Origin of the sequence: Lentisalinibacter salinarum, from assembly GCF_040706555.1 — a bacterium.
Lineage (GTDB): Bacteria > Pseudomonadota > Gammaproteobacteria > Steroidobacterales > Woeseiaceae > Lentisalinibacter > Lentisalinibacter salinarum.
On sequence record NZ_JAPDRH010000002.1, the window covers coordinates 1461661 to 1475075 of the forward strand.

General features: G+C 68.3%; 18 protein-coding genes. 8 read left to right on the forward strand and 10 right to left on the reverse strand.

The window, feature by feature from the left end; all coding sequences use genetic code 11:
- Positions 1-66: 66 nt before the first annotated feature.
- Complete coding sequence (locus ACJMKZ_RS09865) at positions 67-534, reverse strand: Mpo1 family 2-hydroxy fatty acid dioxygenase (protein ID WP_405233015.1); 468 nt, start codon at positions 532-534, stop codon at positions 67-69.
- 197 nt (positions 535-731) lie between these two features.
- Between ACJMKZ_RS09865 and ACJMKZ_RS09870 the strand changes: the two genes are divergently transcribed.
- Both ACJMKZ_RS09870 and ACJMKZ_RS09875 read left to right on the forward strand, forming a co-directional pair.
- Positions 732-1406, forward strand: a complete 675-nt coding sequence (locus ACJMKZ_RS09870) for an OmpA family protein (protein ID WP_405233016.1) — start codon at positions 732-734, stop codon at positions 1404-1406.
- Between the two features lie 4 nt (positions 1407-1410).
- Complete coding sequence (locus ACJMKZ_RS09875) at positions 1411-1770, forward strand: DUF3465 domain-containing protein (protein WP_405233017.1); 360 nt, start codon at positions 1411-1413, stop codon at positions 1768-1770.
- Positions 1771-1865: 95 nt separating this feature from the next.
- Here ACJMKZ_RS09875 and rpoH read toward each other — a convergent pair whose 3' ends face one another.
- Positions 1866-2723, reverse strand: coding sequence for an RNA polymerase sigma factor RpoH (gene rpoH / locus ACJMKZ_RS09880; protein ID WP_405233018.1), 858 nt, complete (start codon positions 2721-2723; stop codon positions 1866-1868).
- Between the two features lie 258 nt (positions 2724-2981).
- On the opposite strand from rpoH, the gene ACJMKZ_RS09885 reads away from it, so the two are divergent.
- Positions 2982-3599, forward strand: coding sequence for a TetR/AcrR family transcriptional regulator (locus ACJMKZ_RS09885; RefSeq protein ID WP_405233019.1), 618 nt, complete (start codon positions 2982-2984; stop codon positions 3597-3599).
- Here the strand turns inward: ACJMKZ_RS09885 and ftsX are convergent.
- Genes ftsX through ftsY form a run of 3 tightly spaced genes read right to left on the reverse strand, consistent with a single transcriptional unit; the run spans position 3572 to position 6178 of the window.
- Positions 3572-4516 carry a permease-like cell division protein FtsX gene (gene ftsX / locus ACJMKZ_RS09890; RefSeq protein ID WP_405233020.1) on the reverse strand — a complete coding sequence of 315 codons (945 nt, stop codon included), beginning with the start codon at positions 4514-4516 and terminating at the stop codon, positions 3572-3574. The two genes, ACJMKZ_RS09885 and ftsX, sit on opposite strands and share 28 nt — an antisense overlap.
- Entirely contained in the window at positions 4500-5219 is a 720-nt protein-coding gene (gene ftsE / locus ACJMKZ_RS09895; RefSeq protein WP_405233021.1) for a cell division ATP-binding protein FtsE, read from the reverse strand. The genes ftsX and ftsE overlap by 17 nt, the downstream gene beginning before the upstream one ends.
- Positions 5216-6178 (reverse strand): signal recognition particle-docking protein FtsY, encoded by a 963-nt coding sequence (gene ftsY, locus ACJMKZ_RS09900; protein ID WP_405233022.1) that lies wholly within the window; start codon positions 6176-6178, stop codon positions 5216-5218. Before ftsY ends, ftsE begins: the two co-directional genes overlap by 4 nt.
- A gap of 113 nt (positions 6179-6291) precedes the next feature.
- On the opposite strand from ftsY, the gene rsmD reads away from it, so the two are divergent.
- A complete protein-coding gene (gene rsmD / locus ACJMKZ_RS09905) occupies positions 6292-6897 on the forward strand; it encodes a 16S rRNA (guanine(966)-N(2))-methyltransferase RsmD (RefSeq protein ID WP_405233023.1) in 606 nt (201 codons plus the stop codon).
- A complete protein-coding gene (coaD, locus tag ACJMKZ_RS09910; RefSeq protein WP_405233024.1) occupies positions 6894-7379 on the forward strand; it encodes a pantetheine-phosphate adenylyltransferase in 486 nt (161 codons plus the stop codon). The genes rsmD and coaD overlap by 4 nt, the downstream gene beginning before the upstream one ends.
- Before the next feature lie 26 nt (positions 7380-7405).
- On the opposite strand, the gene mutM is transcribed toward coaD, so the two are convergent.
- Positions 7406-8218, reverse strand: a complete 813-nt coding sequence (gene mutM / locus ACJMKZ_RS09915; protein WP_405233169.1) for a bifunctional DNA-formamidopyrimidine glycosylase/DNA-(apurinic or apyrimidinic site) lyase — start codon at positions 8216-8218, stop codon at positions 7406-7408.
- A 231-nt stretch (positions 8219-8449) separates the two neighbouring features.
- On the opposite strand from mutM, the gene ACJMKZ_RS09920 reads away from it, so the two are divergent.
- Positions 8450-9637 carry a DesA family fatty acid desaturase gene (locus tag ACJMKZ_RS09920; RefSeq protein ID WP_405233025.1) on the forward strand — a complete coding sequence of 396 codons (1188 nt, stop codon included), beginning with the start codon at positions 8450-8452 and terminating at the stop codon, positions 9635-9637.
- Positions 9638-9709: 72 nt separating this feature from the next.
- Here ACJMKZ_RS09920 and rpmG read toward each other — a convergent pair whose 3' ends face one another.
- The 3 genes from rpmG to radC all read right to left on the reverse strand — a co-directional run bounded on the left by rpmG (position 9710) and on the right by radC (position 10902).
- Positions 9710-9865 (reverse strand): 50S ribosomal protein L33, encoded by a 156-nt coding sequence (rpmG, locus tag ACJMKZ_RS09925; protein WP_405225747.1) that lies wholly within the window; start codon positions 9863-9865, stop codon positions 9710-9712.
- A gap of 23 nt (positions 9866-9888) precedes the next feature.
- The gene (gene rpmB / locus ACJMKZ_RS09930) at positions 9889-10125 is read right to left on the reverse strand and encodes a 50S ribosomal protein L28 (RefSeq protein ID WP_405233026.1); all 237 of its coding nucleotides are present in this window, start codon (positions 10123-10125) and stop codon (positions 9889-9891) included.
- A gap of 102 nt (positions 10126-10227) precedes the next feature.
- Positions 10228-10902, reverse strand: coding sequence for a RadC family protein (radC, locus tag ACJMKZ_RS09935; RefSeq protein WP_405233027.1), 675 nt, complete (start codon positions 10900-10902; stop codon positions 10228-10230).
- 165 nt (positions 10903-11067) lie between these two features.
- Between radC and coaBC the strand changes: the two genes are divergently transcribed.
- A complete protein-coding gene (gene coaBC / locus ACJMKZ_RS09940) occupies positions 11068-12300 on the forward strand; it encodes a bifunctional phosphopantothenoylcysteine decarboxylase/phosphopantothenate--cysteine ligase CoaBC (RefSeq protein WP_405233028.1) in 1233 nt (410 codons plus the stop codon).
- A gap of 24 nt (positions 12301-12324) precedes the next feature.
- Positions 12325-12780 carry a dUTP diphosphatase gene (dut, locus tag ACJMKZ_RS09945; protein WP_405233029.1) on the forward strand — a complete coding sequence of 152 codons (456 nt, stop codon included), beginning with the start codon at positions 12325-12327 and terminating at the stop codon, positions 12778-12780.
- A 7-nt stretch (positions 12781-12787) separates the two neighbouring features.
- Here dut and ACJMKZ_RS09950 read toward each other — a convergent pair whose 3' ends face one another.
- Positions 12788-13408 (reverse strand): DUF4124 domain-containing protein, encoded by a 621-nt coding sequence (locus tag ACJMKZ_RS09950; protein ID WP_405233030.1) that lies wholly within the window; start codon positions 13406-13408, stop codon positions 12788-12790.
- Between the last annotated feature and the right edge of the window lie 7 nt (positions 13409-13415).

Genomic DNA, 13415 nt, shown 5'->3' on the forward strand with positions numbered 1-13415 from the left:
GAAGCGGCGGCGCTTCGGGGCGGTCTGCAAGTATAACAACGGCCACGGGAGGCCGCGCCGTCCGTCTCAGTACGGTATACCCAGGCGCCGGAAGGCGCCGGCCATCATCCAGACCGGCCCGATCATGAGGTAGTGCAGGTCCTCGAGCACCCGCAGCCGGCCGCCCTCCAGCAGGTGTCCGACGGCCTGCAGCACCAGTGCGGCCAGGAACAGCGTGAGCGAGGTCTGCCAGAGCGCGGGCGAGAGTCCTTCCAGCCGTCCCAGGATGCCGGTGGCGGCCAGCACGAACGGCAGCAGCCCGACGGCCAGCGGGATGGAGAGGATGAAATAGTAGACCACGGCCGAGAGCAGGAACGCCGTGCCCCAGTTCAGTGCCGGGGAGATATCCGTGAAGGCTGCGGGGACCGGCAGCGCCCACAGCAGGCCGGTGAGGCCGACGACCGCCAGCGGGACGGCGACGCCGTGCAGCACGCGGTTCAGCCGATGACGGTGATGACGGGAATAACGGTCCAGCCAGAAGTCGGCCGTACGCATGGGCGTCTCCTCCTGCGGCGCATTCTACATGGGCGCCGGCGCGGAGGGCGCGGTATTAATCCGGTGTTCAGGTTGAACGCGTATACTGTGCAACGGTCGGAAATCTCTGTCCGCCGGAGGTGGTTCCGGACCGGGGATCGCATCGTCGGTGCGATCGAAGAGGACAGTCAAAGAGGAAAACCAAAGAGAGGTCAACCATGGAATCCAGGAAACTGCTGGTGCTCACCGCCGTCACGATGACGACCTTCACGCTGGGCGCCTGCACGACGCTCGACCCCTACACCCGCGAAGAGAAGACGGCCAGCGCCACCAAGGGCGCAGCGATCGGTGCGGCGGCCGGCGCGGTCATCGGCCTCATCTCCGGGGACGACGCCGTGGAGCGTCGCCAGCGCGCGCTGATCGGCGCCGGCATCGGCGCGCTGGCGGGCGGTTCCGTCGGCTATTACATGGACCGCCAGGAGGCGGAACTGCGCGCCGAACTCGAAGGCACCGGCGTGAGCGTCACCCGCATGGGCGAGAACATCACGCTCAACATGCCGGGCAACGTGACCTTCGCCACGGACAGCGCGGATCTGAATCCCGCCTTCTTCGACGTGCTGAACTCCGTCGCCAAGGTCCTCGACAAGTACGAGAAGACGGTGGTGGAAGTCGCCGGCCACACGGACAGCACGGGCACCAACGAGTACAACCAGCGCCTGTCCGAGCGTCGGGCCGCATCGGTGGCGCGCTTCCTCCAGTCCCAGGGCGTGATGGATCAGCGCATCATCACGGTGGGCATGGGTGAGAGCCGGCCGGTCGCCGACAACTCGACGGCGGAAGGCCGCCAGGCCAATCGCCGGGTGGAGCTGACGCTGGTGCCCGTCACCGCCTGACGGCGTGCCCGCCAGACGACGGAAGAAGGGCCGGTCGGGTGCGGAGCCCGACCGGCCTTTCGACAAGCGCAGGCACGACGAATGGGTGGAGGGCAACGGCCGGGTGGTGCGCCTCCTCGGTGACGACGACGAGTATGGCCCCCACCAGCGCTTCGTGGTGAGGACGCCCGCCGGCCAGTCGCTGCTGATTGCGCACAATCTCGAGATGGCCCCGCGGGTGCCGCTGGGAATGGCCGACCGGATCGGTTTCCGCGGCCTGTACGAGTGGAACGACCTGGGTGGCACCGTGCACTGGACCCACCACGATCCCCGCGGCCTGGAGGAGGGCGGCTGGGTGGAATACCGGCGCCGTCGTTATTGCTAGTCGGTGGGTGACAGGCCGCTCACGCCAACGAAAAACGGCGCCCGCAGGCGCCGTCTTCGCTGGTCTCGTTAACCGTCCGGGCCCGGCGATAGGCCTCAGACCCCCATGCGGGTCTTCAGCTTCTTGATGGCCGCGCTCTCGATCTGACGGATGCGCTCGGCGGAGACGCCGTAGTGGTCCGCGAGATCCTGCAGGGTCATCTTCTCCTCGCTGAGCCAGCGGCTCTCGAGGATGTGCCGGCTGCGCTCGTCGAGCGCGTTCAGCGCCTCCACAAGACGGCCCGAGGTCTCCTGCTCCCAGTCCTCGCCTTCCACGAGCACCGCCGGATCGGCATCCGGGCTCGGCAGATAGTGGGCGGGCGTGTAGGCCTCCTCGTCGTCCACCGGCAGGTCGAACGTGCTGTCACGGGCTGCCAGCCGTTTCTCCATCTCGGTGACTTCGGCGGTGCTGACGCCCAGGTCCTCCGCCACCGCTGCGGTCTCCTCCGCCGACAGCCAGGCGAGGTTCTTCTTGGAGCGGCGCAGATTGAAGAACAGCTTGCGCTGGGCCTTGGTGGTGGCCACCTTGACCACACGCCAGTTGCGCAGCACGAACTCGTGGATTTCCGCGCGGATCCAGTGCACGGCGAACGACACGAGGCGCACGCCCACGTCGGGGTCGAAGCGCTTCACCGCCTTCATCAGGCCGACGTTGCCTTCCTGGATCAGGTCGTTCAGCGCCAGGCCGTAACCCATGTAGCCCTTCGCGATGTGCACCACGAAGCGCAGGTGCGCCAGCACCAGCGAACGGGCGGCGTCCAGGTCTTCATCGTCCCGGAAACGCCGCGCGAGCGCCTGCTCCTCGTCCTTGCTGAGCACAGGTACGGAGCCGACGGCCTGGATGTAGGCGTCGAGGCTGCCCACCGGACCGGCGAGCATCATTTCCTGTTCTCTGCGAGCCAAAGCTGTCGTCATTTCCTTATTCCCTACCTTTCCCGGTCAGGACTTGCATTCAAAATATTAGCACTCACATCTCTGGAGTGCTAAACGACTGGCGCCCGATCCTGCGCTTCCCGACGGGATATTCGCGTTCCGCCGTCCGCCGGATGCTGCGGGACTTGTTTTCCCGTGCCCGCCGGCACCATCTCACGGCCAGAATCATAGCACATTATTGAATACTTATTCAAGAATAGGTAACATCATGACTGAACGGGGGTTTTAAGGGCGGAGACCATGCCACGACCACCATCTTTCGACCGGACGGAGGTCATCGAGCGGGCCACGGAGGTTTTCTGGCAGCGCGGCTACCGGGGCACCTCCGTCAGCGACCTGGTCCAGGCCACCGGTCTGAAGCCCGGCAGCCTGTACGCCGCGTTCGGCAGCAAGAAGGGCATGTTCCTGGAAGTGCTGAAGGCCTACCAGGCCGATTCCGCCGAGCGCCTCCGCGAGTCCCTGCGTGAGGCCGATTCACCCCTGGAGGCGATCCGGCAGTTCTTCCTGGCGCTGGTCGACGAGACCCTCGACGACCCGAGGCACCGCGGCTGCCTGATGGTGAACGCAATGCTCGAGTATTCCCACCACGACCCGGAGGTCCAGGGGGAACTCGTGGGCGGTCTGCGTCGTATCGAGACGCTGTTCGGCCGGGCGCTCAGGCGCGCGAGCGAGACCGGCGAGCTCGACCCCAGGCTCGACGCCGATGCCACCGCCGCATTCCTCGTCAACAACCTGTGGGGCATCCGCGTGATCTGCCGGGGCCGTCCCTCCCGCGAGGCGGTGGAGGGCATCGTGCGCACGGTGCTCGCCGCGCTGGCCGCCTCCGCCGATCAGCGGGGCTCGATGCGCCGCATGTGACGGGCGGCGGCGAACCAGGAGCCGAACCAGCCGAGGAACGCCCCCGTGCCGAGCACGGTCAGGCTCTCCCGCCAGTCCAGCCCGCTCAGCCGGAAACCGCTGCCGTAGAGGCCGGCCAGCCGCGCTACCCCGTCCGAGGTCAGCCACAGCGAGACCGCGACCAGGACGAGCGCCAGCAGGCCCCCGCCGATGCCGTACAAGAGGCCCGAGTAGAGGAACGGGCGGCGGATGAATCCGGCGCTGGCGCCGATCAGTTTGGTCACTACGATCTCGTCCCGGCGGTTCTGGATGTCCAGCCTGATGGTATTGCCGATGACGATGATCACCGCCGCGCCCAGCAGCAGCGCGGTGATCAGGATCACCCGCCGGATCAGGTCCAGCGTGGCGTTGAAGCGCTGCACCCACGCCGTGTCGAGCTGCACCAGGTCGGTCTCGGGCAGGTTTGCGAGTTCCTCGCGCAGCAACTCGATGAGTGAGTCGTTGCCGGCGACGGCGGGGCGCACCACCAGCGTGTGAGGCAGCGGGTTGTCGTCGAGCGCATCCAGCGCGTCGCCGAAGCCGGATCCCGCCTTGAAATCGGCCAGCGCCTCGGTGGCGCTGATGAACTCCACGCGCTCCACGTCGGCCCGACTTTCGATGATGCCGGCGAGCCGGCGGGCATCGTCCTCGGCGGTGCCCATGTCCAGGTACACCGAGAAGTCCACCGCACTCTCCCAGCCGCCGGAGAGCTGCGCGGCGTTTTTCACGCCCAGGTGCAGGCCGGCGGGCAGCGCCAGCGTGATGGCGATCACCAGCACCGTCAGCAGCGTCGACAGGGGCTGTGCGGCCAGCCGCCCGAGCGCGGCCACCGCCGTCTCCCCGTGCCGGGCCAGCCACGTGCCGGGCCCGCCCGTGCGCCGCTCAGCCGTTGCCGCCATTGCCGCGCGTCTCCTTGAGCCAGGCCGGGCCGTCCGGTTCCTCGTCGCCGGTTTCGCCGGCCAGCATGCCGTTGTCCAGGACGATACGCCGGTGGCCCATGCCGCCGATCAGGTGCAGGTCGTGGGAGGCGATCATCAGCGTCACGCCCACGTCGTTGAAGCGCTCGAACAGGCGCATGATCTCCAGCGAGAGTTCCGGATCCAGGTTGCCGGTGGGTTCGTCGGCGATCAGCAGCGTTGGCCGGCCCACGATGGCCCGGGCGATGCCCACCCGCTGCTGCTCGCCGCTGGACAGGGTCTCCGGCATCTGCTTCTCGCGGCGCAGCAGTCCCACCTGATCCAGTGCGGCACGCACCCGACGGCCGATCTCGCGCTTGCCGGTGCCGGTGATGATCAGCGGCAGCGCCACGTTCTCGAATACGTTACGGTCGAACAGCAGCTTGTGGTCCTGGAAAACCATGCCGATGTCGCGCCGGTAGCGGGGGATGCGGCGGCGGCCCACCTTGGCGAGGTCCTGGTTGTTCACCACGATGCGGCCCCGGGTGGGCCGCTCGATGAGCGCGATCAGCTTCAGCAGCGTGCTCTTGCCCGCGCCGGAATGCCCGGTGACGAAGACCATCTCGCCGGCGTCCACGTCCAGCGTGAGGCGCTGCAGCGCATCGTGGCCGGCATAGCGCTTGGTGATGTTCTCCAGGTGAATCACTGCGCTGCGCCGCCTCCCAGGTCCAGCAGGGCGTCCACGAATTCCTCGGCATCGAAGGGCTGCAGATCGTCCATGCCCTCGCCGACGCCGATGTAGCGGATGGGGATGCCGAGGCGGTTGGCGATGCCGAGTACCACGCCCCCCTTGGCACTGCCGTCGAGCTTGGTGACCGTGATGCCCGTGACCTTCACGGCGGCGCTGAATTTCTCCGCCTGGGACAGCGCGTTCTGGCCGAGCCCGGCGTCGAGCACCAGCATCACCTCGTGAGGCGCGGTCTCGTCCTGGCGGCCCAGCACCCGGGCGATCTTGCCGAGTTCGTCCATGAGGCCGCCCTGACTCTGCAGCCGGCCGGCGGTATCGGCGATCAGCACGTCGGTGCCGCGGGCCTTCGCCGCCGCCCAGGCGTCGTAGGCCACGGCCGCCGGGTCTGCGCCGGTCTGCTGCGCCACCACCGGCACGCCGTTGCGCTTGCCCCAGGCCTGCAGCTGCTCGACGGCGGCGGCCCGGAAGGTATCGCCCGCCGCCAGCATCACCGCGAGGCCCTGGTCGCCGAGACGCTTCGCGATCTTGCCGATGCTGGTTGTCTTGCCGGCGCCGTTCACCCCGACCATCAGCAGCACCCACGGACGCGGCGCGTCCGGCACCTCCAGCGGCACCTCCACCGGGCGCAGTATGTCCAGCATGGCATCGCGCAGGCCGCGCAGCAGCGCCTCCAGGTCCTTCAACTCCTTGCGGGCGAGCTTCCTCCGCAGGGAGTCGATGATCTGCATGCTGGTCTCGACGCCGACGTCGGCCATCACCAGCCGGGTCTCGAGCTCCTCCAGCGCGTCCTCGTCGATCCTGCCGCCGGGGAACAGGTTCGCGAGGTCGTAGGTGAGCCAGGAGTCGCCCCGGTTCAGCCGCTCCCGCAGCCGCTTGAGGAAGCCCTTGCGGCCGGCCTTGTCTGCAGCGTCTTTCATGTGCCTCGTTGTCAGTGCATGCCGCCGCGGTATCCTGTCCGCGGACCCCCGCCCGGAGCGCGACATCTTAGCAGCACACCTCCATCTCCGGATGCCCCGCAGCGGTTGCGGCCATGGCGCGGCGGCCTGAGCGCGGCGACCGGCGTCCGCCGGGCAGCGTCCGCATCATCGGCGGGCGCTGGCGCGGCCGCCGCCTGCCCGTCGCCGAGGCCGAAGGACTCAGGCCGACCACCGACCGCATCCGCGAGACGCTGTTCAACTGGCTGCGGCCGCAGCTCGCCGGCAGCCGGGTGGCGGATCTGTTCGCCGGCACCGGCATCCTGGGCATCGAGGCCCTGTCCCGGGGCGCCGCCTCCGCCCTGTTCGTCGAGCGCGACCGCCGCCTCGCCCGCGCCATCGAGAACAGCCTGAATACGCTGGTAGCCGGCGGCTGCCGGGTGCTGGCCGCGGATGCCTACCGTCTGCTGGCCGGCGGCGAGCCGGAGCCGTTCGACGTCGTGTTCCTCGACCCGCCCTACGGTCACGGCCGGCTCGACGAATTGTGTACACTTCTCGCAGGCCGCGGCTGGCTGGCCGACGACGCTCTGGTGTACTTGGAGCACGACCGCCGCTCGCCGCCCCGGCTGCCGCCGGGCCTCGAGACCCGGCGGGAGAAGACCGCCGGCAATGTGAGATTCGTGCTGCTCGGCAGGACCGAGCCGACTGGGGGAGCGCTATGAGCATCGCCGCCATGTACCCGGGGACTTTCGATCCCGTCACGCGCGGCCACGAGGACCTGGTGCGTCGGGCGTCGCGGATATTCGACCGCATCGTCGTGGCCATCGCCGCCAACCCGGGCAAGCGGCCCATGTTCGACCTGGACGAGCGTGTGGCGCTGGCGGAGGCCGTCCTGGCCGACATCCCCGGCGTCGAGGTGATGGGTTACGAGGGACTCACCATCGATTTCGCCCGCCAGCACGACCTGGGCGCCATCATCCGCGGCCTGCGCGCCGTCTCCGATTTCGAGTACGAGTTCCAGCTCGCGAACATGAACCGCCATCTCACCGACGAGGTGGAGACCGTGTTCCTGACGCCTACGGAGCGCTACACCTACATATCTTCCAGCCTGGTGCGCGAGATCGCCATGCTGGGCGGCGACGTGGGCGAGTTCGTCTCGCCGGTGGTGGAGAAGGCCCTGCTCGAGCGCAGGCCCGCCAACTAGAATCTTCCGGCCGGTCGCCGTCGACGCTATCGCTGGCAGCGCGGGCAGTAGTAGCTGGAACGCTGACCGATCACCCGCTGCCTGACCGGTTCGCCGCAGTCCGGGCACGGCTCGCCGGCCCGCCCGTAGACCGACAGGCTCTGCCGGAAATAGCCCGGCTCGCCGTCGCCGCCGTAGAAGTCCCTGAGCGTGGTGCCGCCCGCGGCAATGGCCTCGGACAGAACGGACTTCACGGCATCAGCCAGGCGGTCCAGCCGCTGTCGCGAGATGCGGCCCGCGGGACGGGACGGGTGGATGCCCGCCCGGTACAGTGCCTCGCTGGCGTAGATGTTGCCGACGCCGACGACCACACGGGCGTCCATCAGGGCCGTCTTCACGGCCGCCCGCCTGCCGGCGAAGGCCCGCCGCAGCCAGGCGCCGTCGAACGCCTCTTCCAGCGGTTCCGGCCCCAGCCGCGCCAGCAACGGATGTTGGGTCCCGTGCGGCACCCAGTGCAGGGAGCCGAAACGCCGCGGGTCGTGGAAACGCAGCCGGTGACCGTCGTCCAGGACCAGCTCCAGATGATCGTGGGTACGCAGCGGCGCCTCCGCGGGCACGATGCGCAGGCTGCCGGACATGCCCAGGTGCAGCATCAGGCTCCCGCTCTCCAGCCGGATCAGCAGGTACTTGGCGCGTCGGTCCACGGCCGTGATGCGCTGCCCTTGCGCCCTAGCCGCGATGTCCGGCGCCACGGGCCAGCGCAGCCTGGGGTCGCGCACACTGAGCGCGGCGATACGCCGGCCGGCCAGATGGGGCTCCACGCCGCGTCGGGTGGTCTCGACTTCGGGCAATTCGGGCATGGCGGACAGAGGGACCTGCCCCCCCACGGGCGGGGCGCGGTCCACGCTCCAGCGGTGCTGAATCGGGGCGGTCATGTTATTGAAATTCACCCGCGAAGGCACCAAATCCTGCGAAGGCGGTCCAAACCGTTTCCGCGTGTTTGCCCCGAGTGTGAACCGCTCCTTTTTCGCCGGCAGGGGGTCCGTTATAGTGGGCGTCCCGTCACGGCATTCCGACAGGTATACCGACGAATGGAATTACTACTGAATTACGCCTACGGCCTGCTGGGCCTCTCTTTCTGGGGCTACGTGCTCGCCGGTTTCGTCATGGTGCAGATCACCATGATGGCGGTGACGCTGTATCTGCATCGCGACCAGGCTCACCGGTCGCTGGACCTGCATCCCGCGCTGCGCCATTTCTTCCGCTTCTGGATCTGGATGACTTCGGGCATGCTCACCCGCGAATGGGTGGCCGTGCACCGCAAGCACCACGCCTTCTGCGAGACGGAGGGCGACCCCCACAGCCCGAAGGTCTTCGGCCTGAAGAAGGTGCTGCTGGAGGGGGCGGAGCTCTACCGGGAAGAGACCGGCAACGAGGAGACCATCCGCAAGTACGGGCGCGGCTGCCCGGACGACTGGATGGAGCGCAACGTCTACACGCGCTTCCCCTACGGCGGGATCATCCTGCTGATCGTGCTCGACCTGCTGCTTTTCGGCGTGCCGGGCATCATCCTGATCGCCACTTCGCTGGTTTCCATGCCGCTGTTCGCCGCCGGCGTCATCAACGGCGTGGGCCATCACTCCGGCTACCGCAATTTCGAGTGTGACGACGCCGCCACGAACATCGTGCCCTGGGGGCTGCTGCTCGGCGGCGAGGAACTGCACAACAACCACCACGCTTTTCCGACCTCGGCCAAGTTCTCGGTGCGGCCCTGGGAATTCGACATCGGCTGGATGTACATCACGATCTTCCGCTCCCTCGGGCTGGCGAAGGTGAAGAAAGTGGCACCGAAGCCCGTGGTGGCGGAGCCTGCGGAGAACGTCGACATCGAGACGCTGCGCGCCGTGATCGTCAACCGCATGCACGTGCTGCGGGACTATACCCGGCAGGTGACCCTGCCCGAGTTCCGCCGCCAGAAGGGCGACGACCCGCTCTGGCGCCGGGCGAAGCGGCTGGTGGTGCGCCAGCCGGCGCTGCTGGACGAGGCGGCGCAGGACCGGCTGCAGTCGCTGCTCGCGCGCAATCCGCGGCTGGCCACGGTGTATCAGTTCCGTGAGCGTCTGCGCGAACTGTGGAGCGGAGCGACGAACGTCAGCAACGACAAGCTGGTGGCGCAGCTGCGTCAGTGGTGCAACGAGGCGGAGGCGAGCGGCATCAAGGCGCTGCAGGACTTCGCCCGCACGCTCCGCGGCTATGCCATGGCGCCGCAACCCGCCTGACCGCAGACGCGGCAGACAGGCACAAAAAACCCGCCGACCGGCGGGTTTTTTGTATCCGGTGCGGGAAGCCGCCTACTTTATCTTGGCTTCCTTGTACGTCACGTGCTTGCGGACGACCGGATCGAACTTCTTTGTTTCCATCTTCTCCGGATGCAGGCGCTTGTTCTTCGTCGTGGTGTAGAAATGGCCCGTGCCGGCCGAAGAGACGAGGCGGATCTTCTCACGCATGGCTATAACCCTCCGGTCTGGCCCTAGACCTTCTGGCCCTGGGCGCGGAGCTCGGCGACCACGTCGTCGATGCCCCGCTTGTCGATGATGCGCATGCCCTTGCTGGAGACGCGCAGCTTCACGAATCGCTGCTCGCTTTCCAGCCAGAAGCGATGGGTGTGCAGGTTCGGCAGAAAGCGCCGGCGGGTCTTGTTATGGGCATGGGAGACGTTGTTGCCGCTCATGGGCCGCTTCCCAGTCACCTGGCAAACCTTGGACATGGCCTCAAGTTCCTGAAATCACGAAAAATACGCCGGCGCGGGGCCGGCGGAAGGGCGGTATTTATACCAGCAGGCGCCGCTTTAGGCAAGAGAAACCGGGCCTTACAGCAGGCCGCGGCTCGCGAGAGAGGTGGCCAGGCCGTCGCCCACCACCAGGTGGTCCAGCATGCGGATGTCCACCAGGTCCAGGGCGGCCTTCAGCCGCCGGGTGATGGATTCGTCCGCCTGACTCGGCTCGGCGACGCCGGAGGGGTGATTGTGGGCCAGGATCACCGCGGCGGCGTTCAGCGCCAGGGCCCGCCGCACGACCTCCCGCGGGTACACGCTGGTGCCGTCCACCGTGCCGCGGAACATCTCCTCGAAGCGGATGACCCGATGGCGGTTGTCCAGGAACAGGCAGCAGAACACTTCCTGGGGCTGGTCGCGCAGGCGTGCGATGAGGTATTCGCAGGTGTCCGCGGGCCCGCTGATCGTGCGCCCGGGCTTCACCTTCTCGCCGAAGTAGCGCCGGGCGAGTTCCGCGGCCGCCTTGAGGCGGGCGGTGCGGGCCGCGCCCAGCCCGGGCATCGTGGTCAGCGCCCCGCACTCCGCGTGCAGCAGCGCGCGCAGCCCGCCGTGCGCGCCGAGCAGCCGACGGGCCAGAGCCACGGCATCGACGCCCGGCCCGCCGCCGCCGAGTACCACGGCCAGCAGTTCGGCGTTGGTCAGCGTTTCCGCACCGTCGGCCAGCAGTTTCTCCCTGGGCCGCTCCTCCTGCGGCCAGTCCCGGATTCCCACGGCAGTTCTCCTCCCTACCCCGTAGCCGAGCGCCATCTTCGGCGGCGACGGCTGCCGCTGCGCGTCCCGTTTATGGACGCGGGCGGCACTTAGGGCGGACGCCGCCGGTAGCCACGCACCCGGACGGCAGGCTAAGCTCGGTCCGTCGACCGGAGGTTCTCGGCCATGAAGCAGATTCTGTTGGGCGTCACCGGCGGCATCGCCGCCTACAAGTCGCCGGAGATCGTGCGCCGGCTCACCGCCCGCGGACTCGAGGTCCAGGTGGTGATGACGGCCGGCGCGCAGCAGTTCGTCACGCCGCTCACTTTCCAGGCGGTCTCCGGCAGGCCGGTGCGTACGGACCTCTGGGACCTCGAGGCCGAGGCGGCCATGGGGCACATCGAGCTCGCGCGCTGGGCCGACCTGGTCCTCGTGGCGCCGGCCACGGCGGACTTCATGGCTCGGCTCGCCCACGGCCAGGCGCCCGATCTGCTCTCCACACTGTGCCTGGCCACCGAGGCCCCCATCGTGCTCGCGCCGGCGATGAACCGCCTGATGTGGGCCAACGACGCCACTCAGCAGAACCGCCAGACGCTGCTCGGCCGCGGCATCCGCCTGCTCGGTCCCGCCGAGGGCGACCAGGCCTGCGGCGAGACGGGACCCGGCCGTATGCTCGAGCCGGCCGACATTGTGGCGGCGCTGCCGTTCGAGCAACCCGCCGGACCGCTGAGCGACGTGAGCATCCTGATCAGCGCCGGACCCACCCGCGAGCCGCTGGATCCGGTGCGCTTCCTGTCGAACCGCAGCTCCGGCAAGATGGGCTTTGCGCTGGCGGAGGCGGCTGCCGCGGCCGGCGCCCGCGTCCGGCTGGTGGCCGGGCCGGTGGCGCTGGACACCCCGCCCTGGGTGGAGCGCCACGACGTCGAGACGGCCGAGGAGATGCTCGGCAAGGTGCGGGAGCTGCTGCCCCGGACCGATATCTACGTGGGCGCGGCGGCCATTGCGGACTACCAGGCGGCCCAACGCAGCGAACAGAAGATGAAGAAGACCGGCGAACGCATGCAGCTGGATCTCGTGCGCGCGCCGGACACGCTGGCCGAGGTGGCACGGGCGGAGGGTCGGCCCTTCACCGTCGGCTTCGCCGCCGAGACCGAGAACTTGGAGGAGAACGCCCGCGGCAAACTCACCGGCAAGGGGCTGGACATGATCGTGGCCAACCGCGTGGGCGGCGAACTGGGCTTCGACACGGACGAGAACGCGGTGACGGTCTTCTGGAACGGCGGTGAGCGCGAGTTCGCTCGCACCGACAAGAAGCGGCTGGCGCGGGGGCTGATGGCGCTGATCATGAATCGCTATCAGAACATGTTCGGCGAGACCCAGCCGGGGCGCATCACCCCCGTGCGCAAGGCCGGTTCGTAAGATCGGTTTTGTGAGACCTGTTCGGTGAGACGAGTCGAGCTGAAGATCCTGGACGATCGCCTCGGCGGCGAGTTCCCGCTGCCTCATTACGCCACCGACGGTTCGGCAGGGCTGGACATGCGAGCCTGCCTCGACCAGCCGCTGACGCTGGGTCCGGGCGAGACGGAGCTGCTGCCGACCGGGCTGGCCATCCACATCGGCGATCCCGGCCTGGCGGCGGTATTGCTGCCGCGCTCCGGCCTCGGCCACAAGTACGGCATCGTGCTCGGCAACCTGACGGGGCTGATCGACTCCGACTACCAGGGCCAGGTCTACGTCTCCTGCTGGAATCGCGGCAGGGAGCCCTATGTCATCGAGCCCGGCGACCGCATCGCCCAGATGGTGTTCGTGCCCGTGGAGCAGGTGGCGTTCGACATCGTGGACGAGTTCCACGAGAGCGAGAGGGGAGAGGGGGGATTCGGCCACTCGGGCCGCAGCTGAGCCTGCGTCAGTATCCCTTCAGGGCGCGGAAGCGCGAGATGTCCTGGGCAAACTTCTGCTCGAGCTGGTCCGCTTCCCGGCGGTGCTCGGCCAGCTGCGCTTCCTGGCGGTTGATGCGGTCCTTCGTGTCGGAGAGATCCTCGGCCAGGTCCGGCGGGATGATCTCGGCGTCGGGTTCCATGGTGTAGGGCTTGTAGTTGCTGGCCTCCTCCTGCAGCGAGACCATGCGCCGGCGCAGGTTGCGCAGGTAGAGTTCGGCCACCTTCTGCTGCGCCCGCAGCAATTCCAGCCGCCGGTCGCGGTGCATCTCCAGCTCTTCCACCGAGAGATAGGTGGAGAGCAGCACCTTGTCCGCCCGCCGGCGCTTCTCCTTCTCGGCTTCCATCTCGCGCCGCTTTGCCTCCAGCGCGAGTTCCTCGGGCGTCTTCTTGCCCTCGATCACCCCGACGGTCACGCCCTGTTCGTTGAGGATGCGCTTCTTCTGGTCACGGTATTCCGGCGGCACCTTGTCACCGTAATGGGTGACGCCCTCGTCGTCGGTCCAGCTATAGGTGCGCCTCTCCTCGCCGGCGCCCGTGAGGAGGACGACCGCGAGTGTCGCGAGTGCTATGGGAGCTGCCTTGGTCATGTCCGTA